The sequence below is a fragment of the Nocardiopsis changdeensis genome (assembly GCF_018316655.1).
Lineage (GTDB): Bacteria > Actinomycetota > Actinomycetes > Streptosporangiales > Streptosporangiaceae > Nocardiopsis > Nocardiopsis changdeensis.
On the sequence record NZ_CP074133.1, the window covers coordinates 1,743,570 to 1,767,405 of the forward strand.

General features: G+C 73.4%; 26 protein-coding genes and 1 tRNA gene. 18 read left to right on the forward strand and 9 right to left on the reverse strand.

Going from position 1 to position 23,836, the window contains the following annotated elements:
• Positions 1-24 precede the first annotated feature (24 nt).
• Positions 25-912 (forward strand): alpha/beta hydrolase fold domain-containing protein, encoded by an 888-nt coding sequence (locus KGD84_RS08060; protein ID WP_220559639.1) that lies wholly within the window; start codon positions 25-27, stop codon positions 910-912.
• A 45-nt stretch (positions 913-957) separates the two neighbouring features.
• Here the strand turns inward: KGD84_RS08060 and KGD84_RS08065 are convergent, their stop codons facing one another.
• Both KGD84_RS08065 and KGD84_RS08070 read right to left on the reverse strand, forming a co-directional pair.
• Positions 958-1,707 (reverse strand): SDR family oxidoreductase, encoded by a 750-nt coding sequence (locus KGD84_RS08065; RefSeq protein WP_220559640.1) that lies wholly within the window; start codon positions 1,705-1,707, stop codon positions 958-960.
• Positions 1,704-2,528 carry an SDR family NAD(P)-dependent oxidoreductase gene (locus tag KGD84_RS08070; protein ID WP_220559641.1) on the reverse strand — a complete coding sequence of 275 codons (825 nt, stop codon included), beginning with the start codon at positions 2,526-2,528 and terminating at the stop codon, positions 1,704-1,706. Before KGD84_RS08070 ends, KGD84_RS08065 begins: the two co-directional genes overlap by 4 nt.
• 189 nt (positions 2,529-2,717) lie before the next feature.
• Here KGD84_RS08070 and KGD84_RS08075 point away from each other — a divergent pair, with 189 nt between their 5' ends.
• The 4 genes from KGD84_RS08075 (at position 2,718) to KGD84_RS08090 (ending at position 6,719) form a co-directional block, all read left to right on the forward strand.
• The gene (locus KGD84_RS08075; protein WP_220559642.1) at positions 2,718-3,164 is read left to right on the forward strand and encodes a type II toxin-antitoxin system PemK/MazF family toxin; all 447 of its coding nucleotides are present in this window, start codon (positions 2,718-2,720) and stop codon (positions 3,162-3,164) included.
• A gap of 173 nt (positions 3,165-3,337) precedes the next feature.
• Entirely contained in the window at positions 3,338-4,612 is a 1,275-nt protein-coding gene (locus tag KGD84_RS08080) for a glutamate-5-semialdehyde dehydrogenase (protein WP_220559643.1), read from the forward strand.
• A gap of 284 nt (positions 4,613-4,896) precedes the next feature.
• On the forward strand, positions 4,897-5,868 hold the full coding sequence (locus KGD84_RS08085) for a metal-sensitive transcriptional regulator (RefSeq protein ID WP_220559644.1): 972 nt from the start codon (positions 4,897-4,899) through the stop codon (positions 5,866-5,868).
• A gap of 119 nt (positions 5,869-5,987) precedes the next feature.
• On the forward strand, positions 5,988-6,719 hold the full coding sequence (locus tag KGD84_RS08090) for an alpha/beta hydrolase family protein (RefSeq protein ID WP_220559645.1): 732 nt from the start codon (positions 5,988-5,990) through the stop codon (positions 6,717-6,719).
• 81 nt (positions 6,720-6,800) lie between these two features.
• Here the strand turns inward: KGD84_RS08090 and KGD84_RS08095 are convergent, their stop codons facing one another.
• Complete coding sequence (locus KGD84_RS08095) at positions 6,801-7,850, reverse strand: M48 family metallopeptidase (protein WP_220559646.1); 1,050 nt, start codon at positions 7,848-7,850, stop codon at positions 6,801-6,803.
• A gap of 351 nt (positions 7,851-8,201) precedes the next feature.
• On the opposite strand from KGD84_RS08095, the gene nadD reads away from it, so the two are divergent.
• The 6 genes from nadD to map all read left to right on the forward strand — a co-directional run bounded on the left by nadD (position 8,202) and on the right by map (position 11,852).
• Positions 8,202-8,822 carry a nicotinate-nucleotide adenylyltransferase gene (gene nadD, locus KGD84_RS08100; protein WP_255646395.1) on the forward strand — a complete coding sequence of 207 codons (621 nt, stop codon included), beginning with the start codon at positions 8,202-8,204 and terminating at the stop codon, positions 8,820-8,822.
• Between the two features lie 17 nt (positions 8,823-8,839).
• A complete protein-coding gene (gene rsfS, locus KGD84_RS08105) occupies positions 8,840-9,238 on the forward strand; it encodes a ribosome silencing factor (RefSeq protein WP_220559649.1) in 399 nt (132 codons plus the stop codon).
• A gap of 40 nt (positions 9,239-9,278) precedes the next feature.
• Positions 9,279-9,902, forward strand: a complete 624-nt coding sequence (locus tag KGD84_RS08110) for a histidine phosphatase family protein (protein ID WP_220565609.1) — start codon at positions 9,279-9,281, stop codon at positions 9,900-9,902.
• A gap of 80 nt (positions 9,903-9,982) precedes the next feature.
• Positions 9,983-10,055, forward strand: a tRNA-Ala gene (locus KGD84_RS08115).
• Positions 10,056-10,488: 433 nt separating this feature from the next.
• On the forward strand, positions 10,489-10,992 hold the full coding sequence (locus KGD84_RS08120; RefSeq protein WP_220559650.1) for a pyridoxamine 5'-phosphate oxidase family protein: 504 nt from the start codon (positions 10,489-10,491) through the stop codon (positions 10,990-10,992).
• Positions 10,993-11,075: 83 nt separating this feature from the next.
• Positions 11,076-11,852 carry a type I methionyl aminopeptidase gene (gene map / locus KGD84_RS08125; RefSeq protein WP_220559651.1) on the forward strand — a complete coding sequence of 259 codons (777 nt, stop codon included), beginning with the start codon at positions 11,076-11,078 and terminating at the stop codon, positions 11,850-11,852.
• Between the two features lie 25 nt (positions 11,853-11,877).
• Here the strand turns inward: map and KGD84_RS08130 are convergent, their stop codons facing one another.
• From KGD84_RS08130 to KGD84_RS08145, 4 genes are all read right to left on the reverse strand, one after another.
• Positions 11,878-12,438, reverse strand: coding sequence for a dihydrofolate reductase family protein (locus KGD84_RS08130; RefSeq protein ID WP_220559652.1), 561 nt, complete (start codon positions 12,436-12,438; stop codon positions 11,878-11,880).
• A 1-nt stretch (position 12,439) separates the two neighbouring features.
• Complete coding sequence (locus tag KGD84_RS08135) at positions 12,440-13,258, reverse strand: alpha/beta fold hydrolase (protein ID WP_220559653.1); 819 nt, start codon at positions 13,256-13,258, stop codon at positions 12,440-12,442.
• 50 nt (positions 13,259-13,308) lie between these two features.
• Positions 13,309-14,016, reverse strand: coding sequence for a hypothetical protein (locus tag KGD84_RS08140; RefSeq protein WP_220559654.1), 708 nt, complete (start codon positions 14,014-14,016; stop codon positions 13,309-13,311).
• Positions 14,017-14,131: 115 nt separating this feature from the next.
• Positions 14,132-15,130: a helix-turn-helix transcriptional regulator gene (locus KGD84_RS08145; protein ID WP_255646396.1), complete on the reverse strand. Its 999-nt coding sequence runs from the start codon at positions 15,128-15,130 to the stop codon at positions 14,132-14,134.
• A 100-nt stretch (positions 15,131-15,230) separates the two neighbouring features.
• Between KGD84_RS08145 and KGD84_RS08150 the strand changes: the two genes are divergently transcribed.
• The 4 genes from KGD84_RS08150 to KGD84_RS08165 all read left to right on the forward strand — a co-directional run bounded on the left by KGD84_RS08150 (position 15,231) and on the right by KGD84_RS08165 (position 19,101).
• Positions 15,231-15,653, forward strand: coding sequence for a VOC family protein (locus KGD84_RS08150; RefSeq protein WP_220559656.1), 423 nt, complete (start codon positions 15,231-15,233; stop codon positions 15,651-15,653).
• 215 nt (positions 15,654-15,868) lie between these two features.
• On the forward strand, positions 15,869-17,179 hold the full coding sequence (locus KGD84_RS08155) for an ABC transporter substrate-binding protein (protein WP_255646397.1): 1,311 nt from the start codon (positions 15,869-15,871) through the stop codon (positions 17,177-17,179).
• 165 nt (positions 17,180-17,344) lie between these two features.
• Complete coding sequence (locus KGD84_RS08160) at positions 17,345-18,193, forward strand: carbohydrate ABC transporter permease (protein WP_220565611.1); 849 nt, start codon at positions 17,345-17,347, stop codon at positions 18,191-18,193.
• Positions 18,190-19,101 carry a carbohydrate ABC transporter permease gene (locus KGD84_RS08165; RefSeq protein ID WP_255646398.1) on the forward strand — a complete coding sequence of 304 codons (912 nt, stop codon included), beginning with the start codon at positions 18,190-18,192 and terminating at the stop codon, positions 19,099-19,101. The genes KGD84_RS08160 and KGD84_RS08165 overlap by 4 nt, the downstream gene beginning before the upstream one ends.
• A gap of 9 nt (positions 19,102-19,110) precedes the next feature.
• On the opposite strand, the gene KGD84_RS08170 is transcribed toward KGD84_RS08165, so the two are convergent.
• On the reverse strand, positions 19,111-19,659 hold the full coding sequence (locus KGD84_RS08170; RefSeq protein ID WP_220559658.1) for a TetR/AcrR family transcriptional regulator: 549 nt from the start codon (positions 19,657-19,659) through the stop codon (positions 19,111-19,113).
• 53 nt (positions 19,660-19,712) lie between these two features.
• Here KGD84_RS08170 and KGD84_RS08175 point away from each other — a divergent pair, with 53 nt between their 5' ends.
• Positions 19,713-20,756, forward strand: coding sequence for an FAD-dependent monooxygenase (locus KGD84_RS08175; RefSeq protein ID WP_220559659.1), 1,044 nt, complete (start codon positions 19,713-19,715; stop codon positions 20,754-20,756).
• A gap of 39 nt (positions 20,757-20,795) precedes the next feature.
• Positions 20,796-21,212 (forward strand): YybH family protein, encoded by a 417-nt coding sequence (locus tag KGD84_RS08180; RefSeq protein ID WP_220559660.1) that lies wholly within the window; start codon positions 20,796-20,798, stop codon positions 21,210-21,212.
• Positions 21,213-21,283: 71 nt separating this feature from the next.
• Here KGD84_RS08180 and KGD84_RS08185 read toward each other — a convergent pair whose 3' ends face one another.
• The gene (locus tag KGD84_RS08185) at positions 21,284-23,056 is read right to left on the reverse strand and encodes an ABC transporter ATP-binding protein (RefSeq protein ID WP_220565613.1); all 1,773 of its coding nucleotides are present in this window, start codon (positions 23,054-23,056) and stop codon (positions 21,284-21,286) included.
• Positions 23,057-23,206: 150 nt separating this feature from the next.
• On the opposite strand from KGD84_RS08185, the gene KGD84_RS08190 reads away from it, so the two are divergent.
• Complete coding sequence (locus tag KGD84_RS08190; RefSeq protein ID WP_220559661.1) at positions 23,207-23,803, forward strand: TetR/AcrR family transcriptional regulator; 597 nt, start codon at positions 23,207-23,209, stop codon at positions 23,801-23,803.
• Positions 23,804-23,836 lie beyond the last annotated feature (33 nt).

Genomic DNA, 23,836 nt, shown 5'->3' on the forward strand with positions numbered 1-23,836 from the left:
GCACGTTCGGAGAAGGAGTTCCCCATGCAGAGTCTGATGGCGCGGCTGCTGTCATTGGCGCTGCGTGTGGCGCGCAAGCGCCCGATGGGCTCGGTGGAGAGCGCCCGGGAGTGGCTGTACGAGCCCAAGGACGACCCCGCGCCGCCGCACTGGGTCTCCCAGCGGCACTGGATCGGCCTGCGGACGGTCGCCGGCTTCCCCGTCTACACCGTCCTGCCCAAGGACACCGAGAACCCGGTGAAGGCCGTGCTGTACGTGCACGGCGGGACCTACGTCACCGAGATCTCCGCGTGGCACTGGGTGCTAGTCTCCCGGATGGCCGACACGGGCTGCCGGGTGGAGGTGCCGCTGTACGGACTGGCCCCCGAGCACACCTACCGGGAGGCCTTCCCGTTCCTGACGGAGGTCTACCGGGAGCTGACGGCGGACGTGGCACCGGAGCGGACCGCGTTCGCGGGCGACTCCGCGGGCGGGGGGCTCGCGCTGGCCCTGGCCCAGACCCTGACCGGCGCGGGGCTGCCCGAACCGGCGCGGCTGATCCTGATCTCCCCGTGGGCCGACCTGACGATGTCCAACCCCGAGATCGCCGAGGTGGACGAGCGCGACCCCTGGCTGAGCCCGGTAGGGATGCTGGAGGCGGCGAAGTCCTGGTCGGGCGGCGACGACCTGTCCCTGCCCCGGCTGAGCCCGGTGTACGGGGAGCTGGCGACCCTGCCGCCCATGGACCTCTACATCGGCACGCGCGACGTGCTGCTGCCGGACACCCGTCGGCTGCGGGACCTGGTGGCCGAGGTCGGGGGCACGGTCCGGCTCAGCGAGGAGGAGGACGCCTTCCACGTCTACCCGCTGGTCCCCGTCCCCGAGGGCGGCCCGGCGCGGGCTGAGATCCTGCGGACCGTCCGGGACCTGTGAGCGCCCGCGGCGCCCGGCGCCGGGCCGGGCGCAGCGGGCGCGGGGTCAGGTCAGGCGCCGCACCACCGACAGCGGCAGCCGCTTCATCAGGAACCCGATCGGCGCCCACGGCCAGGCGGGGACGTACGCCTTGGCCCTGCGCTTCTCGATGGCGGCGACCATGGCGCGCACCCCGGTCCGGGTGTCGACCATGAACCGGGTCCTCTGCTCGACCCGCTCGTTCATCTCGGAGCGGATGTAGCCGGGGTGGACGACCGACACGTCCACGCCCGGGACGCCCTCGGCCCGCACCCCCTCGGCGAGGGCGGACACGCCCGCCTTGGTGGCGGCGTAGACGGTCATGGACCGGCGCATGCCGCGCAGCGCCGACATGGACGAGATCACCACCAGGTGGCCGCGGCCCTGCTCCCGGAAGATCTCCAGGGCCGCCTCCACCTGGGCCAGCGCGCCCACGAAGTTCGTCATGGCGGTCTGCCGGTTGGCGTCGAACCGGCCGGTGCCCAGTGCCGCGCCCTTGCCCAGCCCGGCGTTGACGATCACCCGGTCCACGGAGCCCAGCTCCGCGGCGAACTCGCCGAAGACCCGGAAGACGGCCCCGTCGTCGGTGACGTCCAGGGCCCTGAGCACCACGCGCCGGCCGGGGTGGGCGGCGGCGATCTCCTCGCGCAGCCCCTCCAGCCGGTCCGTACGCCGGGCGCACAGGCCCAGGTCGTAGCCGAGCGCGGCGAACTGGCGGGCCATCTCGGCCCCCAGCCCCGAGCTGGCCCCGGTGATGACGACGGTCCCCCTGCTCACACCCGCTCCTTCGGGGTGGAACCGCCGACGCGCTTGAGCATCTGCCCGGCCACCGCCCGCATGGCCCGGTCGTACAGGGGGCGGGCCAGCCGCTTGGCCCAGAACGCGCCCCTGGCCTGCGCGTCGGGGAGGATCAGGTGGGTGCCCCGGTCCACGGCCCGCACCACGCGGGCGGCGATGTCCTGGGCGCCCAGGTGCGACCCGTTGATGAGCGCGACCGCGCTGCGCTCCACCTCGGGGTCGCTGCCGCGCAGCGACGCGGCCAGGTTGGTGCGGAAGAACGAGGGGCACACCACCGATACCCGCACCCCGAACGGGTGGAGCTCGTGGAGCAGGGTCTCGCTGAGCGCGACCACGGCCGCCTTGGTGGCGTTGTAGGAGCTCATCGCGGGCGGGTGGACGAGCCCGGCGGCCGAGGCGGTGTTGACGATGTGGCCCGACCCCCGGCGCTTGAACAGCGGGGTGAAGGTGCGGCAGCCCCGCACCACGCCGAACAGGTTGATCTCGGTGATCCAGCGCCAGTCGTCCATGCCCAGGACGTCGATGCGGCCCCCCGCGGCGACCCCGGCGTTGTTGACCAGGACGTCCAGGCCGCCCCAGTGCTCTTCGACCCAGGCCAGGGCGCCGGCCCAGTCGTCGTCGGAGGTGACGTCCAGGCGCAGGTAGTCGGCTCCGGCGGGCAGGCCCGCGGGGGCCCCTTCCGCCAGGTCGGTCGCCAGGACGCGGTCGCCCCGGGCGTGGAACTCCGCGACCAGGGCGGCGCCCAGTCCGGAGGCGCCGCCGGTCACCAGCACGGTGCGGGGGGTGGGGGAGGTGGTCATATCCGGCTCCGTGTTCCATCGGTCCGCTGTCGAACGACGGGAACCCGGTGCGCCGGGCCGGGTCCGTCAGCGGGCGCCCGGCTCGCGGCGGGGCGCCGTGCCCACGATCCTAGTGAACGCCGTTCGGCGGCCCCGGGCCGGTCCCGCGCACGGGCGCCCGAGCCCGGCCCGGGCCCCTATCATGCGGGGATGAGCGAACGGACGATGCACCGCAGCGACGACCACCCCCACCGCGGCGAGGTACGGGAGATCCCCACCTCGGAGAGCGCCACCAGGCTCGTCTACGCCCCCGAACGGGACGGTCTGGCCGACGCGGGCGAGATCGTGTGGACCTGGGTCCCCTTCGAGGAGGACCCCTCGCGGGGCAAGGACCGGCCGCTGCTGGTGGTGGGCCGCCGGGGCCGCCGCCTGCACGGGCTGATGCTGTCCTCCCAGCGCCCCGAGCAGTGGGAGCGCCAGGACTGGCTGCCCATCGGCTCGGGCCCCTGGGACCGCGAGGGCCGCGACTCCTTCCTGCGGGTGGACCGCCTGTTCGAGTTCGACGAGGACGACATCCGCCGCGAGGCCGCCATCCTGGAGGAGAAGGTCTTCTGGCTGGTCGCCGACGTCCTGCGCAGCCGCTACGGCTGGACCTGAACCCGCGCGCCCGGTCCGGCCCCGGGACCGGACCGGGCGCCGTCCCACCCTGTGGAATTCCCCGGGCGGTGCGGGGGCCGGATGGATAGGCTGGAGCATCACCCCGGCCCGGTCCTTCGACGCGGCAGGACCCGGGCGTGCGGGGCCCTCCCCGATCCCGAGAGAGTAACGCCATGAGTGACATCGAGCGCGAGGTCCGCGCGGTAGCCGAACGTGCGGGGGACGCGGCGGCCGACCTCGCCCCGCTCAGCCGGGCGGTCAAGGACGCGGCCCTGGAGGCGATCGCCGACGCCCTGGTCAAGCGGGCCGACGAGATCACGGCCGCCAACGCCCAGGACGTGGCGCGGGCCCGTGAGGACGGCACCTCCGAGGCCATGATCGACCGCCTCACGCTGAACCCGCAGCGCATCGAGGCGATCGCCGACGCCGTCCGGGAGATCGTCGAGCTGCCCGACCCGGTGGGCGAGTCCGTGCGCGGCGGGGTGCTCCCCAACGGCCTGGACCTGCGCCAGATCCGTGTTCCGCTGGGCGTGGTCGGCATCATCTACGAGGGCCGCCCCAACGTCACCGTGGACGCCGCCGCCCTGTGCCTCAAGAGCGGCAACGCCGCCCTGCTGCGCGGCTCCTCCTCGGCCTACGACTCCAACACCGCCATCGTCGGCGTCATCCGCGACGCCCTGGCCGGCACCGGGGTCCCCGTCGACGCCGTGCAGCAGGTGCCCGGCCGCACCCGGGAGTCCTCCCTGGCGCTGATGCGCGCCCGCGGCCTGGTCGACGTCCTCATCCCGCGCGGCGGCGGCTCCCTCATCCAGGCCGTGGTCCGCGACTCCACCGTCCCGGTCATCGAGACCGGGGAGGGCCTGTGCCACGTGTACGTGGACGCCGAGGCCGACCTCGACAAGGCGGTGGCCATCACCGTCAACGCCAAGGCCCAGCGCTGCTCGGTGTGCAACTCCGCCGAGACCCTGCTGGTGCACGAGGCCGTCGCCGAGGAGTTCCTGCCGCGGGTGCTGGCCGGGCTCGCGGAGGAAGGGGTGACCGTGCACGGCGACGCCCGGGTGCGCGAGGTCGCCGCGGCCCACGGGTCGCCCGCCGAGGTCGTCGAGGCCACCGAGGAGGACTGGGCCACGGAGTACCTGTCCCTGGACCTGGCGGTCCGGGTCGTGCCCACCGTGGACGAGGCGCTGGCGCACATCCGCCGCTACTCCACCAAGCACACCGAGGCCATCGTCACCGACTCCCTGAAGACCTCCCGGTACTTCGTGTCCCGGGTGGACGCGGCCGCGGTCATGGTCAACGCCTCCACCCGGTTCACCGACGGCGGCGAATTCGGTTTCGGCGCGGAAATCGGCATCTCCACGCAGAAACTGCACGCCCGCGGCCCGATGGGCCTGACCGAGATGACCTCGACCAAGTACGTCGTGACCGGTGACGGCCATGTGAAGTGAGCCGCCGCCGCCCGTGCGGGCCGCCCTCGGACAGCGTCCGGGGGCGGCCCGCGGCGTATCCGGACCGGTCCGCCGGGGCCGGTCGCCGACGGTGCCCGGCCTCCGTTGTCACCTGGAACGTTTTCCCAGAGGAAACCTGGACAGAAGCGAATCTTCTCTCAGCGAGTATTCCCAAAGCGACGAGAGGTCGGTAATTTCACTGGGGTGTCTTACGACGCTCTTACCCCGCTCGAAGCACCCCGGGAGCGTCACCCCCACGGTCACGACGAAAGGAATCCCCCCGCATGAAGATCCGGAGCTCGGTCGCGGCCGCGGCCACGGCAGCCCTGGCCGTCGGCGGTGTCACGCTCATGGCCGCTCCCGCTCAGGCGGACCTGGTCACGCTCTGCTCGGGCCACGGCGGCGCCATCACGCTGCCCACGGACCTCGCGGTCCCCGCCGGCAAGAGCTGCTTCCTGGACGGCACCGTCATCCAGGGCGACGTCACCGTCCGCAAGGGCGCGAACCTGCACATCCTGGGCGGTGAGATCCAGGGCCAGGTGATCGTCCAGCAGGACGGCTACTTCGACGCCTCCGAGACCACCGTCGACGGCCGCGTCGTCAACCGCGGCTCGTACGGCAGCTACCTGGAGGACAGCACCGCCGGTGACGCGCTGCGCACCGTTCCGGTCGAGGGCGCGGCCAACGACGGCTTCGCGTTCGTCGTCGACTCCTCCGTCAAGAGCATCAACGCCGAGACCGGCGCCGTCTACGTCGAGGGCTCCCGGGTCGGCGGTGCCGTCAAGGGCACCGGCGTCGAGTACGTCGACATCTACGACTCCGTCGTGCGCGGCGCCCTGACCGTCAGCGGCTCCACCGGCGGCGGCATCCTCTGCGACAGCGAGGTCCTCGGCGCGGCGTCCTACACCGACGGCGCCGGCCCGGTGGCCGTCGGGGCGGGCGAGCAGGAGGGCTTCTGCTCGTCGGTCAACTACATCGACGGCACGCTGACCGTCACCGGCATCTCCGGTGGCGCCTACATCGACAACAACATCATCGGCGGCGACCTGGCCGCGTCGGGCAACACCCCGACCGCCCAGGTCGGCGACAACAACCGCGTGCGCGGCGACATCCTCACCCAGGAGGTGGCGCTGCGCTCCTTCAGCACCGCCGTGACGGAGGAGTTCGAGGCGCACCAGGAGGGCCTGGTCGAGGAGGTCGAGGCCGCCCGCGCCGAGACCGTCGACGAGGCCATGGCCGCCGGCCCGGCCTTCTAGGACCGAGGACAGCGGTACCCCTCCACGCGCATCGGCGCCGCCGGCACAGTGCCGGCGGCGCCGATCCCCGTCCGCGGCCTGCTACGGTGCGGGCGACGACGGCGTCGCGAGGAGACCCCATGCCCACCACCGAACGCTACGGCGACCACCCCAGCGGGATCGCCCACCGATGGGACCCCTCGGACGGGGGGACGGGCCCCGCCCCGGTGGCCGTGCTGCTGCACGGCGGCTGGTGGCGCGACCTGCACGACGCCTCCCTGATGGACCCGCTCGCCCGCGACCTCACCGCGGCGGGGTGGGCGGTGTGGAACGTCGAGTACCGGCGTACGGGGGAGGACGGCGGCGGCTGGCCGCAGACCCTCGACGACGTGAACGCGGCCCTGCGGTGGATCGGCCGCGCCCTGCGCGCGGCGCCCGAGCGGTACGACGGCGCCCGGGTGACGGCCGTCGGCCACTCCGCGGGCGGCCACCTCGCCCTGCTCAACGCCCTCGACCCCGACACCCCGGTCACCGGGGTGGTCGCCCTGGCGCCCATCACCGACCTGGAGCGCTGCGCCCGGGCGGGGCTCGGCGAGGGGGCGGTCGGACCGTTCCTGGGGCCGCGGCCCGGCGCGGGGGCGTACACGGAGTCCTCGCCGCTGCACCGGGTCCCGCTCGGACGGCCGCAGCTGGTGGTGCACGGCGACGCGGACCAGCGGGTCCCGGTCGAGCACAGCCGCGACTACACGGCGGCGGCCCGGGCGGCGGGAGACCGGGTGGAGTACCGGGAGCCTGCGGGGGCCGACCACTTCGCCGTCATCGACCCGGGGCACGCCGCCTGGGGCGAGGTCCGCTCCCACCTGGGGGTCTGACCGGGCGGGGCACCCGGCCGGGCCCGGAAAGGGCGAAGGGGCGGCCCGTGGGGCCGCCCCCGTCCATCCGCCCCGCGGGGCCTAGTTGTCGGAGTTCCGGTTCTGGCCGCCCGACCCGTTGCGCCAGCGGTCGGCCACCGTGTCGAAGATCTTCCCGCCCGCGCTGGCCGCGCTGCCCGCGACGTCGCGCAGGGTGCCCAGCAGCGGGTCGCCGGTGCGCTCCCACGACTCCTTGTACGACTTGGCGGCGTTGCGCGCCTCCTCGCCGACCCGGGCGTCCTTGTCGGTGGAGCGGCGCGGGTAGTCGCCGTTGAGGATGCGCTGGTAGGAGCCCTCCTCCACCCAGCGATTGAGCTCGGCCATGCGCACCACCGCGAACGGGTGGGTCTGCCCGACCAGGCTGAGCAGCTTGAGCAGGCCGTCCCGGGCGTCGCCGCCGCTCTCGTACTCGCGGGCCTGCTCCAGGAACGAGTCCGGGTTCATCTCGGCCAGGCGCGAGCCGCCCGCCAGCTTCATCAGCGCGCGCTTGCCCGCCTCGGGGTCCTGGGCGGCGAGGATGCCCGCGCGGTCGCAGGACAGCTCGGACTTGCGGTACCACTCCTCCAGCGCGGCCACGATGGCCTGGAGGCCGATGTAGCCCAGCGGCACCCACGCCACCCGGGTGGCCAGCCGGATCAGGGCCAGCAGCATGGTGCGGTACACGGCGTGGCCGCTGAGGATGTGGCCGACCTCGTGGCCGATGACGAACCGCTGCTCGTCGGCCTCCAGGAGGTCGAACAGGCCCGTGGTCATGACGATGAACGGCTTGTGGCTGCCGATCGCCATGGCGTTGGGCTTGGGGTTCATCTGGATGTAGAGCTCGGGCACCTCGTCCATGTCCAGGACGTAGGCGGCGTCGCGCACGTAGTCGTACACGTGCGGGAACTGCGTGGGGCCGACGCGGACCGCGCTGGACAGGAACATCAGGCGCAGGGCGCGCTCGTTGAACAGGCCGGAGAGGCGTTTGAAGACCTCGTCGAACCCGCGCAGGGAGCGCAACGCGACCAGGGCGCCGCGGTCGGCGGGATGCTCGTAGGCGCGGGGCGAGATGTCGGAGAGCCGGACACGGACGCGATCTGGTGAGTTGGGCATACCGGCATGCTATGCGCCGGGGTCGCGCTTGGCCACGGTTTCGGGGCAACGAGATATGACGCGTTTCCCGGGCGGGGGTGCGGACCCCGGAGGGAACCGGCGCGGAACCCGAGGTGGCGGCGGTGAAGGGGGTGACCGGAGAGGGGGAGGGGCCGCCGGCGGCATCGGGGGAAGGTCAGGGGGATCCCGGGGGCGCCTCAGGGACGGGGCCCGCCCCCGCCCGCGGGAAGGAAGCGGGGCGCACCGTCGTTGTGCCTGTGCACCGGGGGACGGGGGCGGGGTCCCCCGGGGGTGTCGGCTAATCTCGGTTGGCCGATTCCGGCACGCCGGACCGAGGAACGGAGCAGTCGAGTGGTGCACGAGGACAACGGGCAGCGGGGACGGCCCCCCCGCGTCGGTATCATGGGCGGCACCTTCGACCCCATCCACCACGGCCATCTCGTCGCGGCCAGTGAGGTCGCCCACCTCTTCGAACTGGACGAGGTGGTGTTCGTCCCCACGGGCAGACCCTGGCAGAAGGACCCGGAGAAGGTCACCCCGCCCGAGGACCGCTACCTGATGACGGTCATCGCCACGGCGGAGAACCCGCAGTTCCGGGTCGACCGCATCGAGATCGACCGCGAGGGGCCCACCTACACGATCGACACACTGCGCGAACTGCGGGCCGCCTACGGCCCCGAAGTGGAGCTGTTCTTCATCACCGGGGCCGACGCCCTGGGTGCCATCCTGGGCTGGCACAACGCGGACGAACTTTTCGAGCTCGCGCATTTCGTAGGCTGTAACCGGCCCGGTCACCGGCTCAGCGACTCGGGACTGCCCGAGGGCAAGGTCTCCCTGGTGGAGGTCCCCGCACTGGCCATCTCCTCGACCGAGTGCCGCGAGCGCGTCCGCAAGGGCGAGCCCATCTGGTACCTGGTCCCGGACGGCATCGTCCGCTACATCAACAAGACCGGGCTTTACCGAGAAAGCTGAAAGGCAGCAAGCACAACGTGACAGCCACCGACAGGGCGCTGGAAATGGTCAAGGTCGCCGCCGAGGCCGCCTCCGACAAGCTCGCCCAGGAGATCATCGCCTACGACGTCAGCGAGCAGCTCGTCATCACCGAGGCCTTCGTCCTCTGCTCGGCGCCCAACGACCGCCAGGTCCGCGCGATCGTCGACGAGATCGAGGACCGGCTGCGCCTCCAGGCGGGCGCCAAGCCCGTCCGCCGCGAGGGTGAGCGCGACGGCCGCTGGGTCCTGCTGGACTACGCCGACATTGTCGTGCACATCCAGCACGAGGAGGAGCGCGGGTACTACGGCCTGGAGCGGCTGTGGAAGGACTGCCCGACCATCGAACTGCCCGAGAACGCCCGCGGCGCCGAGCGCACCCCGCTCGACGAGCAGTAGCCGGCCCCCGGAACACCCCCGAGTGGAGAGACGCACCAAGGTGACCGACACCCGTCGCGTGCTGTTCTGGCGGCACGGCCGTACCGCCTGGAACATGGAGAACCGCTTCCAGGGCCAGACCGACATCGAACTCGACAAGGTGGGGCACGCCCAGGCCGACCGGGCGGGGCGGCTGCTCGCGACCCTGGAACCCGACCTGATCGTGGCCTCCGACCTCAAACGGGCCGCCGACACCGCGGGCTACCTCGCCCGCGCGACGGGACTGCCCATCGAGTTCGACAAGGGCCTGCGCGAACGGTTCGGCGGATCCTGGGAGGGGTTCACCGGCAAGGAGCTGGCCGAGCGCTGGCCCGACCGGCACCCGCGCATGGACATCCCCGACGGCGAGCCGATCGCCGAGGTCGGGGACCGCATGCACACGGCGGTGGGCAAGGCGCTGGCACGGACCCCCGAAGGGGGGCTGCTGGTCGTGGTCAGCCACGGGGCGGCGCTGCGCGTGGGCATCTCCCGGATGCTGGGGATCCCCGACGAGCAGCGCGAGATCCTCGGACCGCTCAGCAACTGCTGCTGGTCGGTGCTCCAGCAGCGCCGGGGGCACTGGAGGCTCATGGAGCACAACGCGGCGAGCCTGCCCGAGCCCGTCGTGCTCAGCGACGACGCGTAATCCGTTTCGACGTTCGCACCGGATTCCGCTATGGTGTGGGAGTCGGCAGCGCACGGCAGTGCGAGGTCCGACTCCCACAAGGGGCTATGGCGCAGTTGGTAGCGCGCCTCCATGGCATGGAGGAGGTCTGGGGTTCGAATCCCCATAGCTCCACTCGACTCTGAGACGACCCTGCTCGCGCGTTGGACGCGCTCGCGGGGTCGTCTTCGTCGTGCCTGCCGGGGGGAGACCCCCCGAACCCCCCGAGGTGACCCCCTGTGGCGGGGGCCGGGTGCATCGTGGATCTCGGCGGTGGGCGGTCTTGTATCGTTCGCGGGCTGCGCCCGCGGGGTCTTCTTCGAGGTGGCCCATTGTGGCGGGGGCCGGGTGCATCGTGGGTCTCGGTGGTGGGCGGTCTTGCGTCGTGTGCGGGCTGCGCCCGCGGGGTCTTCTTCGAGGTGGCTCATTGTGGTGGGGCCGCGTGGGTCGAGGGCCTCTGGGGTGGGGGGTCGGGGGATCTCGGTGGTGTGCGGTTCGGGTGTCGGGAAGGGGCGGGGGGCTCCGTCCCCGGGGTAGGAGTGGGGACACCGACGAAGGGGTGACCGCCATGCGACCGAACGAGATCGCCGAGATCCTGGACCGACCCGTCAGCCGGGAGCTGCTGGCCCGCGACATCACGCGCCTGGCCTACGTCGCCACGGACGGCACACCGCGCAGCATCCCGATCGCGTTCACCTGGAACGGCTCGGAGATCGTCCTGTGCACCACGAAGAACGCCCCGAAGCTGCGCTCGCTGCGGGTGAACCCCACGGTCGCCCTGACCATCGACACCGAGGTCCACCCGCCCAGGATCCTGCTCCTCCGCGGGCGCGCCGACCTGGACGAGGTCGACGGCATCCCGGAGGAGTACCTCCGGATGAACGGCACCTACGGGATGACGCCCGAGCAGCGCGTCGAGTGGGAGGCCGAGGTCCGCTCGCTCTACGACGGCATGGTGCGGATCGTCATCACCCCCACCTGGGCCAAGCTCATCGACTTCGAGACGACCCTGCCCAGCGCGGTCGAGGAGCTGGTGAGGCGGCGGGACGAACGCCGGAGCGGATCGGCCTGAGGACGGCGGCGCGAGGGCCCTCGAACCCGTGGAGCGGTATAGTATGGCCGGTATAGTTATTTGAGACGCGGGAAGGGCGCCCCATGATCGAGATCCTCAACCCCACCGAGCTGGCCCGGGCCGGAGTCACCGGCGCCCTGGTCGGGGACATCCTGCGGACGCTGCGGAGCCGCAGCGAGGTCGGCACCAACCTCCTGGACATCGACAGGTGGGCCCGGGAGATGATCCTCGAGGCCGGGGCGCAGTCCTGCTACGTCGACTACGCGCCCTCCTTCGGGCGCGGGCCGTTCGGCCACTACATCTGCACGGGCGTCAACGACGCCGTGCTCCACGGGCGGCCCCACGACTACGCCCTCGCCGACGGCGACCTGCTGTCCCTGGACCTGGCCGTCTCCGTGGACGGCGTCGCCGCCGACGCCGCCATCAGCTTCATCGTGGGCGAGTCGCGGCCCCCGGAGAGCGTCGCGCTGATCGACGCGACCGAGCGCGCGCTGGAGGCGGGGATCGCCGCTGCCGGGCCCGGGGCCCGCATCGGCGACATCTCCCACGCCATCGGCTCGGTCCTCCGGGAGGCCGGGTACCCGATCAACACCGAGTTCGGCGGCCACGGCATCGGCTCGACCATGCACCAGGACCCGCACGTCCCCAACACCGGGCGGCGCGGCACCGGGTACAAGCTGCGCCCCGGTCTGATGCTGGCGCTGGAGCCGTGGGTCATGCAGGACACCGACCGGCTCGTCACCGACGCCGACGGGTGGACGCTGCGGAGCGCGACGGGCTGCCGGACGGCGCACAGCGAGCACACGGTCGCCATCACCGAGGACGGGGCCGAGGTCCTCACCCGGTCGGCGCGGGGGTGAGGACCGGCCGCCGCGCCCGCGCGGGTCAGCGGGCGCGGCGGTGGACCGTCACCAGCACGCCGTCGCCGTAGACGGTCGCCTCGGCGAGCCTCCAGGCCGACTTGTCGGCGGTCTCGCCGAACAGCCTGCGGCCGTGCCCCAGGAGGAGGGGGAACGTCATGAGCCGGATCTCGTCCACGAGGTCGTGCCCGACCAGTCCCCGCACCAGGGAGAGGCTGCCCGGGACGGAGATCTCGCCGTCCACCTCCTCCTTCAGCGCCGTCACCGCCGATACGAGGTCCCCCGAGAGCACCGTCGTGTTGTTCCACCGCGGCTCGGTGAGCGTGTTCGAGACGACGTACTTGGGCATCCCGTTGTACTTGTCCGCGAGCGCCCCCTCGTACTCGGGCCAGGCGGACGCGAACCCCTCGTAGGTCCGCCGTCCCAGCAGCAGCGCCCGCGCCCCGAACGCCTCGTCCTCCTTGAACTTCTCCCCCTCCCCGCGGTCCACCTCGAAGCTCCAGTTCGGGTACCTGAAGTCCTCGCCGCCCGGTGCCTCCGCGACGCCGTCCAGCGAGACGAACTCGGTCACCACGACCCGTCCCATGTCAGCCCTCCTTCCCGGCGAACGCCCGCAGCACGGGCGCGAGCACCTCCGGGGCGGCGCTGTGGTTCTCGCCCGGCACCACCTGGAGGGTGGCGGTCGGCAGGTGACCGGCGACCGCCCGCGCGCCCGCGGCGAGGAAGGGCCAGGTCCGGTCGCCGTGCAGGACCAGCACCGGGACGTCGACCCCGTCCCACAGGTCGGCGCGCAGCGGCCGGCCGGACATGGTGTCGCCGAGGTTGCGGCCGTCGTAGGCGATCGTGTGCGCGATCGCCTCCAGCCCCGGCCACATCTCGCTCCCACGCACGTCGCCGAGGAACTCCGGCGGCATCCCCACGGCCGCCGTCATGAACAGCTCCACCGCGTCCCCCGGCCGCCCGGCGGCCACGGCCGCGTCGAGCCGCTCGACGTAGTCGTCCGGCAGCGGCGGCCGGGAGCCGTCGACGACGACCGGCGGCTCGAACAGCACCAGCCGCGCGACGGGCACGCCCGCCTGCGCCGCGTTGAGCGCCAGGTGCCCGCCCGAGGACCAGCCGAACACCGTCACGGGCCGCCCGCCGCCCTCCCGGTCGATCACCGCCGCAAGGTCCTCGAACTCGCGCTCCACCGCGTACGGCGCGGTGTCGCCGCTGGCGCCCCGGCCGCGCCGGTCGTGGTTGACCACTCGGAAGCCGTCGGCGAGCAGTTCCGCGATCGCCGCGTTCTCCGGGGTCGTAGCACGGTGCGCGGTCGCCCCGTCGATGATGACGATCGGATCGCCCTCGCCCCACGCGCTGTACGCGATGGCGGTGCCGTCGGCGGAGGTGACCGTTCCCTCGGACATGTCCAGCCCTTCTGTCGTCCGCGGTGGCCTCCCACCGCTGTGACCCCAGGCTAGGAACCGGCCGGGGGCCCGGTCTTGTACAGAAGCGACATCGTCCCCCGCCCCTCCTGCAACTGGGTGGCCGTCCGCCCGATGAACCGCTGGAGCGAGCGGGCCAGGTGCGGCTGGTCGTAGTACCCCAGCCGGTGCACCACGTCCAGCGGCGCGGCGCCCCCGCCGAGGAGCAGCGCCGCCTCCCGGGCGCGTTCGATCTGCCGGATCGCCCCCTGGGTGAGCCCGGTGGCGGCCGCGACGCGCCGCTGCACCGACCGGGTCCCCACCCGCGCGATCCCGCCCCAGACCACCTCGTCCACGAGGGGGTCGCGGGAGATCACCCCCGCCCGCGCCAGCCGTGCCACCAGGGCCTCGGCGTCGTCGAAGCCCGGGACCTCCCACTCCCGGCCGCCCAGCACGAACGTCCGCTCTGTGACGTGGGGGCTCTCCACGGCCGAGTCGACCAGCCGCGGCAGGTGAGGCAGTACGGTCCCGTGCGCGAAGGTGATGCCCAGCGACTCCGAGTCGCCCGCCAGCTCCACGCTGGACGCGGCGGTCTCGGGCCCGCGGACGGCCGCGTGCCCGCGGCCCCCCTCCTCCCAGAACACGAGCTCCCAGGTGGACGTCGCGACCGAGGTCATGGCCTCGAACCCCGACGCCCGCCCCCGCCAGACGCACGCCACGTGGGGCGAGTCCGACATCCTGTGCAGGCTCTCGATCGCCATCGTCCCCTCCGGGTCCGGTCCGTGGTGCCATCATCGCCGCGGGCACCGACACGGGGCCACCGGAGGCCGGGGATCCGCCTCTGGACGGCCCGGCGACGCGGGGCCGGTGCGCGGTTCAGGGGGTGCCGCCCGCTCTCCGGCGGGTGGCCGCCGTGTAGCGGTCGGCCAGGCGGGCGCAGGCGTCCGCCAGCTCGTCCGGACCGACGACCTCGAACCCGGCGTCGAACCGGCCGACCGCCGCGGCCAGGCCCGTCCACGACCACGAGTACAGCACGAGCCGGCACCGGTCCGGGCCCGCCTCCTCGACGGTGCCGTCGCCGACGTAGGGGGCCGCCGCGGCCGCGGGCAGGTCGAGGAGCACCTCGCCGCGGCAGGGAGGGACGCCCGTCCCGTCCGCGCCCCGGAACCGGGCGGCGACGAAGGCCGCGGCGTCCCCGCCCGGCGGCTCGCGCGGGGAGAACCGGGGACCGGTGAGCGGGCGCGGTGTGATGCGGTCCGCCCGAAAGGTGCGCCAGTCGCCGCGGTCCAGATCCCAGGCCAACAGGTACCAGCGCCCGCCCCGGGCCACCAGGTGGTGGGGCTCCGCCCGGCGCGGCGGGGGCCCGAGGGGGCCGTCGTCCCGGCCCGGTGCGGCGTAGTCGAAGCGCAGCACCTCGCGGGCGTGCACGGCCGAGCCCAGCGCGGCCAGGACGCCGCCGCCGACCGGCGGCCGGGGACCGGGATCCTCGGCCGCCGAGGCGTCCAGGGTGTCGATCCGGCGGCGCAGCCGCGCGGGCACGAGCCCGCGGACGGTGTGCAGGGCGCGCAACGCGTCCTCCGCCACGTCGGAGCCCTCGGGGCCGGCCGCCGCCAGCCGCAGCGCCAGGGCCAGGACGGTCGCCTGCCCGTCGTCGAACAAAGGCGGGGGCCGGTCGGCGCCCGCGTCCAGGCGGTAGCCGCCGTCGGGGCCCTTGGCGGCCGCCACGGGGTAGCCGAGCTCGCGCAGCCTGTCGACGTCGCGGCGCACGGTGCGCGGGCTGACGCCCAGCCGCTCGGCCAGCAGGGGGCCCGGCCAGTCCCGGCGGACCTGGAGGAGCGAGAGCAGCTTCAGCAGCCGCACGGAGGTCTTCTGCACGCCCCCGATCCTGCCGGGGGAAGAGGCCACCCCCTGTCCGCCTCCCCTGCGACCTTGTCCGCGGGGCCGCCGGACGGCGGCCCGGAACAAGGGAGCGACCATGTCCATCACCACGACGACCCATGCCAACTTCCGGGGCGACGCCCGGGCGGCGCTGGAGTTCTACCGGGACGTGTTCGGCGGCGACCTCGCCGTGATCACCTACCGGGACGCCGGCGGTGTCACCGACGAGGCCGAGGCCGACCAGGTCATGTGGGGGCAGGTGGAGTCCCCGGCGGGCTTCCGCCTGATGGCCTACGACGTGCCCGGGCACACCCCGTGGAACCCGGGGGAGCGGCCCTACTTCGTGTCGGTGCGCGGCGACTCGGTCGAGGAGGTCGCCGGGTACTGGGAGAAGCTGAGCGAGGGCGCCGCCGTCGTGCAGCCCCTGGGGGAGTCCGCGTGGGCGCGGGCCTACGGCATGCTCCGGGACCGCTTCGGCCTGACCTGGGTCCTGGACGTCCCCGCGGCCCACGGCGCCTGACACACCGCGGGCCCGGTCGGGGACCGGGCCCGCGGCCCGCCGCGTCGCGCCGCCGCCGTCCCACGGGCCGCCTTTTCCGTCCGAACCCAGTGCGAAGACTTGCCCTCGCTTTTCCACACCGCGCGCGAGGATGTTTCCGTGCCGTTTCCGGGGAGATGACTCCAGAACACGTTCGACCGATCGCGTACAGCCACCGGGATCGGAAGGAGAGGCCCATGTTCTTCCTGCCGGGGCGCGGACCGCGGGGGCGCCGGACGCGGGTCGCGCGTCCGCTCGCGGCCGGGGCCGCCGCCCTGCTGATGGTCCTGTCGTCCGGGTGCGGCGCGCCGCCGGGGCAGGAGGGCGGAGGGGCCGGCCTGGCCGACGACCCCCGGATCGTCTGGGCCGTCACCGGCGCCGACCGGGCCGCCCACGAGCAGGTCGCCGCCCTGTGGAACGAGACCCACCCCGACCGCCAGGTGGAGGTCTTCTTCCTGGCGCCCACCGCCGACGAGCAGCGCCAGGCCATGTTCCAGGACCTCCAGAGCCGGGCGGGGCAGTTCGACGTCCTGGGGCTCGACGTGATCTGGACGGGCGAGTTCGCCGACTTCGGCTACATCGAGAGCCTGGAGGACCTGCGCCCGGAGGTCGAGGGGGTGAGCCTGCCCGGCGCCGTCGACACCGCCCAGTGGCGGCAGGAGCTCTTCGCCCTCCCGTACTCCTCCAACGGGGCCTTCCTCTACTACCGCACCGACCTCATCGACGAGCCGCCCCGGACCTGGGAGGAGCTGTACGAGACCGGGACGGCGGCCGCCGAGGAGGCGGGGATCTCCGGCTTCGTCGGCCAGGGGGACCGCTACGAGGGGTTCGTCGTCAGCTACCTGGAGCTGTTCTGGGCCGCCGGGGGCGAGCTGTTCGACGAAGGGCAGACCCGGAGCACCTTCCTGGAGGGCGACGCCGCCTCCACCGCGCTGGACTTCATGACCCGGGCCCACGCCACCGGCTTCTACGCCGAGGGCTACGACTCCATGGTGGAGGACGACGCCCGGGCCCTGTTCCAGGCCGGCGAGGCGGTGTACATGCGCAACTGGCCCTACGCCGTGCCGCTGCTGTCGGGCGAGGCCGGCGAGGAGAGCGCGGTCGCGGACGACTTCGCCGTGGCCCCGCTGCCGACCTTCGACGGAGAGGGCACCACCAGCGCCCTGGGCGGGCTCAACAACGCCGTGAGCACTCTGAGCGACGAGAAGGAGGTGGCCCGCGAGTTCGTCCTGTGGGCGGCCACCGACCCCGGGGCCCAGGCCCTGCTGGCCGAGAACAGTCTGCCGCCCACCATGGAGTCGGTCTACGAGGACTCGGAGGACCCGAACTTCCGGATGCTCGGCGACATCCTGGCCGAGGCGCACGCCCGGCCCCCGGTCCCGGGGTACAACTCGCTCTCCCTGGCGATCCAGGACGAGCTCCACCCCGCCTTCCTGGGCCAGGCCGATCCCGGGCCCGCCCTGGAGGCCGTGGAACGCGCCGCGGACGACGCCCTCCGGCAGGAGTAGGACATGGCGACACGACAGAGCAGCGGACACACGGCGCAGGACCGCACGGGCCGGGTGCCCCGGCCGCGCGGGGGCGGGGACGGAGGCGGCGGGGGAGGCCGGACCTCCCGGGGCGGCGGCCGGGGGCCCCGCCGGAACCCGGGCCACGGCCTGGGCGAACGGGCCATGGGGAGGATCTTCCTGGCACCCTCGTTCGCCTTCATGGCCGTCATCGCGCTCTTCCCGGTCTTCTACGCCGTCCTGATGAGCCTCTACGAGATCCGCGGCTTCAACCAGGACTTCACGGGGTTGGGCAACTACGCGCGGGCCCTCACCGACCCCGGCTTCTACAACGCGGCGCTCAACACCCTGGTCTTCACCGTGGCCTCGGTGACGCTGGAGTTCGTGATCGGACTGGGCTTCGCGCTGATCATGCACCAGGCGTTCGTCGGCCGCGGCCTCACCCGGGCGGTGATCCTGGTGCCGTGGGTGATCCCCACCGCCGTCGCCGCCCAGGTGTGGCGGTACATGTTCGACCACAACCCGGGGTTCGTGAACGCGGTGCTCGGCACCGACGTCAACTGGCTGCGCGACCCGGCCTGGTCCATGGTCGGCATCATCGCCGCGGACGTGTGGAAGACCGCGCCGTTCGTGGCCCTGCTGCTGCTGGCCGGGCTCCAGACGATCCCCAAGGACTACTACGAGGCGGCCAAGATGGACGGCGCCGGGGTGCTCCAGCGCTTCTGGTCCGTCACGCTGCCGCTGCTGCGCCCCGCGATCGTGGTGGCGCTGCTGTTCCGCACGGTGGACGCGCTGCGCATGTTCGACTTCGCGTACGTGTTCGCCGGGTACTCCAACTCGCTGGCGACACTGTCGGTGTACGCGCAGCGCTTCCTCGTCGCCGAGCCCCGCCTCGGCTACGCGAGCGCGCTGTCCACCGTCACCTTCGTGATCGTCATGCTGGTCGGCCTGGCGTTCATCTCCCGGATGGGGCGGCACATGGTCGGCGACACGGCACGGGAGGTGAAGCGGTGACGATCTCGGAGCAGGACCGGGCCCGCGAGGCGGTGCGCGAGGCGCACCGGACACGGCGGGGGACGCCGCCGGCCCTGGTCAACGCGCTCAAGCTGCTGGGACTGGCGGTGGTGCTGCTGTGGTGCCTGTTCCCGTTCCTGTGGATGGCGATGACCAGCCTGCGCACCGGGTCGGTGGCGCTCACCGACCCCAACATCCTGCACGGGCCGTTCAGCCTGGACAACTACGGCCAGGTCTTCGACCTGGGGTTCCAGTTCGCGCTGCGCAACTCGCTGCTCGTGGCGGCGCTGACCACGGTCATCTGCATCCCGGTGGCGGCGCTGGCGGGCTACGCCCTGGCCCGGCTGCCGCTGCGCGGGAGGTTCGTGCTGCTGGCCGTCACCCTGGTGGCGACCCTCTTCCCGCCGGTGGCGCTGGTCAACCCGCTGTACCAGATGTACCTGGAGCTCCAGTCGCTGACCGGGGTCAACCTGCTCAACAGCTACGCGGGCATGGTGATCCCGTACGTGGCGCTGACCCTGCCGCTGTCCATCTTCATCCTGGCCACGTTCTTCGCGGGCATCCCGCGCGAGGTCGAGGAGTCGGCGAAGGTGGACGGGGCCACGCCGTTCCAGGCGTTCTGGCGGGTGGTGGCGCCGCTGGCGGCGCCCGGGGTGGGCGCCGCGTCGATCCTGACGTTCGTGTACGCCACCAACGAGTTCCTGCTGGCGTTCTCGTTCGCGCCCCGCGACCTCAACGTGCAGACGGTCCCGGTGTTCATCGGCACCTTCCAGCGCGTCGGGTACGAGAACCCGATCGGCCAGGTCATGGCGGCGTCGGTGCTGGTCTCGGTCCCCCTGATCCTCTTCGCGCTGGTGCTCCAGCGCCGGATCGTGGCCGGGCTGACCTCCGGCGCGGTCAAGGGCTGAACGCCGGGGTCACTCCAGGCAGGCGCGGACCACGGCGGCCATCCGCTCCCGGGGCTCGACGACCCCGGGGCGGGTGACCCCGCGCAGGATGAGCCCGTCGGCGTAGGCCATCAGGGTGCGCATCGCCGCCTGCGGGTCGGCCGCGCCCAGGTCGGCGAGGACGCGCGCGCCCCACTCCTGGATGAGGGCCGCGCCCCGGGACAGGGCGGCGGCGATCCGGGGGTCGTGGGTGGCCTCCACCGACAGCGCGTAACGGGCGACGGTGCGGACCCGGTCGGTGGTCACCGAGGCCTCGATGAACCGGGTGACGGCGTCCAGGAAGAGGTCGAGCGTCGGCTCCCCGGGCAGGTCCATCGCCGCCCAGTCGCGCCGGTCCAGCTCCTCCAGCCGTTCCACGACGGCGGTGACGAGCGCGTCGCGGGTGCGGAAGTGGTTGGAGGACGACCCCCTGGGCAGACCCGCCGCGGCGTCCACCCGGCCGTGGGTGAGGGCGTGCGCGCCGCCCGTGCCGAGCAGGGTGATGGCGGCGTCCAGGGCGCGTTCGCGAGTCTCCGACATGGGGGAACTATAAACGTAGTGACGGGCTACTATGATCGTAGTAGCGTGGGGCCATGAACGGTAGAGCACTCATCGTCGGAGGCGGCATCGCCGGACTCGCCGCCGCCCGCGGCCTGCTGGACCGGGGCTGGGAGGTCGAGGTGCGCGAACGCCACGCCGGCCCGCCCGACATCGGCGGGGCGCTGGGCATGTGGCCGCCCGCCCTGGAGGCCCTGGACCGGCTCGGCCTGGGGGATGCGGTCCGCGCCACCGGGAGCGTCCCCACCGCCGCGCGGCTGGCCGACCCCGCCGGACGGACCCTCGTGCGCCTGGACCGGCGCGCCCCCGCCGCCCGCCTGGTCGCCCGTTCCGCGCTGCTGGAGATCCTGGCCGGCGCCCTGCCCGCGGGAACGGTCCGCTGGAACACCCCCGTCACCCCGGAGGAGGCCGCCGCCGGAGCGGGCGGATTCGACGTGGTCGTCGGGGCCGACGGCCTCAACGGCGCCGTCCGCCGCGGCGCCTTCCCCGCCGCGCCCGCCTCCCGGGGGCTGGGCACCGTCGCCTACCGGGGAGCCGTGCCCGGCCATGTCGCGACCTTCACCGAGACCTGGGGGAGCGGCCGCCTCTTCGGCGTCACCCCCATGGACGGCCGCGCCGCCAACTGGTACGCGGCCGTGCGCGCCGACCTGGCGCCCGACCGCGGGGCGGACCCCGTCGTCCTGCTGCGCCGGCTGTACGGCGGCTGGCACGCGGGGGTCGCCCGGGTCCTGGACGCGCTGCCCGGCACCGCCGTCGACCGGCGCACCCTCTACGACCTGCCCGCCCCGGCCTCCTACGTGCGCGGGCGCCACGTCCTCATCGGCGACGCCGCCCACGCCATGGCGCCCAACCTGGGGCGGGGCGCCTGCGAGTCCCTGGTGGACGCGGCCGCCCTGGCCCGGGCACTGGGCGAGGCCCCCGCCGTCGCCCGGGGGCTGGCCCGCTACGACCGGGAGCGCCGCCGCCCGGCCGCCCGCCTCGTGCGCGCCTCCCGGGCGATGAGCGGGCTCGCCACCGCCACCCGCCTCACCGGTCTGCGCGACGGGACCCTGCGCACCGTCGGGGCGCTCCTGGGATAACCGCTTTACCCGGGCGCGGCCGCACGGTTGGCTGGGGGCATGAGCGGATCACAGACCGACGTACTGCCCCTGACCACCGACGTGCGCGAACACCCCGCCGTGTTCGCCAGCGCCTTCAACTCCGGCGACCCCGACCTGGTGGAACGCGTCTACGAGGAGGACGGGATCCTCGTCCTGGACCCGGCCGCCCCGCTGACCGGGGCCGCGCGGCGCGAGGGCAACGCCCGGTTCATGTCCCTGGGCGTGCCGATCGCGGTCAGCCCCCGGCACGTCCACCAGGCGGGCGACATCGCCTTCCTCATCGTCGACTGGGAGGTGCGCGGCACCGGACCCGACGGGCGGGAGGTCGACATCCGCGGCACCGCCACCGACGTGGCCCGGCGCGGGGCCGACGGGCTGTGGCGGTACGTCATCGACAACCCGTTCGGCGTGGCCGGGGCGCCCGCCGCGCCCTGACCGCCCGGACACGGGACCGCCCCGGCCCGGGGACCCCGGGCCGGGGCGGCGCGGCCGAACGCACCCGCGGCTCAGCCGGCCGCGGTCGGCTCCGGCACCTCGGCCTCGACCTCGGCGATGTGCAGCGCCGCGACCAGGTCGCGGTACAGCTCGTCGCGTTCCAGCAGTTCGGTGTGCGTCCCCTGGGCGCGCACCCCGCCCTCCTCCATCAGGATGATCCGGTCGGCGTGGATCACCGTCGACAACCGGTGCGCCACCGTCACCACGGCCGCCCGGTCGGCGTGCCGCCGCACGCTCTCGGTGATCGCCGCCTCGGTGATGGCGTCCACCTGCGAGGTCGCCTCGTCCAGCAGCAGCACGTCCGGCGAACGCAGCAGCGCCCGGGCCAGGGCCACCCGCTGGCGCTGGCCGCCCGAGAACGCCGTGGCGTCCAGCGGGGTGTCCAGGCCCTCCTCCAGGGCGTCGACCTTGTCGGCCAGGCGGACGTCCCCGACCACCCGGCGGATCTCCTCCTCGGTCGCCTCCGGGCGGCTGAACAGCAGGTTGTCCCGCAGGGTGCCCGGCACCACCGGGGTGTCCTGCTCCACGTAGGCGAAGTGCGCGCGCACCTGCTCGGGGGTCAGCTCCCGGTAGGGGGTGCCGTCCACCCGCAGTTCGCCGCCCTCCGGCTCCAGGAACCGCAGCAGCAGCGACAGCACCGTGGTCTTGCCCGCCCCCGACGGGCCCACGATCGCGGTGTGCCCCCGCCGGGGGATCACCAGGTCCACGTCCCGGAGCGCGGGCGCGGCGCCCGGGGCGTAGCGGGCGGTCACCCCCCGCAGCTCCAGCAGGGCGTCCGGGCCGTGCCCGTTGGAGAAGGCGGGGCGGCCGCCGAGCGGAGCCGGCGCCGGGCCCGCGGGCGCCTCGGCGGCCGGCTCCAGCGGGATCGCCTCCACCTCGCGGATCCGCTTGGCCGCGGCGATGCCCGACTGCAGCGTGCTCACGCTCTGGGACAGCTCCATGACCGGGTTCAGCAGCGTGAACGCGTACAGCAGGAACGCGATCAGGGTGGACACGCCGATGTCGCCGGAGGCCACCCGCAGGGCGCCCACGCCCAGGATGGCGATGATCGCCAGCTGGATGCCGCTGAACGCGATCGTCCAGGCCACCGCCTCCCGGCGGACCGCCCGCACGCCGTGCTCGGCGGCCTCGCGGGCGTGGACGAGGATCGTGTCGCCCAGGCGCTCCTCGGCGCGGCTCACCTTGACGGTGCGGATCGCCCGCAGCGCCCCGTCCAGCACGCCGCCCATCAGGCCCAGGGAGTTCTGCGCCTTCTCCTGCGCCTTGGCCAGGGCGGGCATCAGGGTGAGGAACAGGACCGTCACGATGAGCACCGCGGCCGCCGTGACGGCCACCAGGACCAGGTCCAGGACCGCCATCATCACCAGCGTGCCGACCAGCAGCACGGCGCCGTTGATGAGGCTGATGACGCTCGTGGACGCGGCCTCGCGCAGCAGCACGGTGTCGGAGGTGGCCCGGGTGACCAGCTCGCCGGAGGAGCGGCGGGACAGCGGGATCAGCGCGGCCCGGAAGTAGCGGCGCACCAGCGAAGTGCGCGCGTCCAGCACGACCTTCTCGGCGACGGTGCCCATCAGGATCCAGTGGTACATGCCCAGCACCGCGCCGACGGCGAACAGGCCCAGCAGCAGGACGATGGGCAGCGTCAGCCCGCCCCCCTCGGCCAGGGTGTCCAGGACGAGTTTGACCACCATGGGGTTGGCCAGCTCCAACCCGGAGCCGAGCAGCGCCAGGACTAGGCCCAGCAGGAGCTTGCGGCGGTGCGGGCGCACGAACGACCACAGCACCTTCAGCTGGGCGAAGCGCGGCTCCTCCCCGGGCGGGGACTCCGCCGGGATCGGGGCATCGTTTGTCTCAATGCGATCAGCCATGCTTGAAATTAGGTCATACGTGACCGATTATTGTCAACCAAATACCCGCAAGCCTAGGATGAGCGCATGGTGAAGAGCGCAACCTCAGAGGAAGAGACGAGGACCCGTGCCCGCACCCGCCGCGCCATCCTGGACGCGGCCGTGCAGGTCCTCGGAGACAACCCCGCCGCACCCCTGTCCCAGGTGGCCAGAGCAGCCGGGGTCGCCCGCAGCACGCTGCAGCGCTACTTCGCCGAACGGGCCGACCTCATCGAAGCCCTGCGCGACTACGCGGACGAGCTCTCCAACGAGGCCTGCGAGCGGGCGCGCACCACCGAGGGCACCGCCATCGAGGCGTTCACCCGGCTCGTCGCCGAGTACTTCACGCTGCGCAAGGTCATCATGCTGGCGTTCGGCTCCGACGACCTAACTGAGGACGCCCGCGACCAGGACGAGTGCAGCGCCGCCGACCTGGCCCTGCAGGCGCTCATCGTCCGGGGGCACGAGGACGGCACCATCGACCCCAGGATCACCCCGCTGTGGGCCGAACAGCTGCTGTGGTCCGGGCTGTACGCCGGCTGGACCTACGTCACCACGGCCAGGGTCCCCGCCTACGAAGCGCTCACCCTGTGCCTGCACTCGCTCGTCAAAGCGGTGGAGCGGCGGCCCGGGCGGGACGACTGACCCGATACGGAGCGGACCTCCGGGAGCCCACGG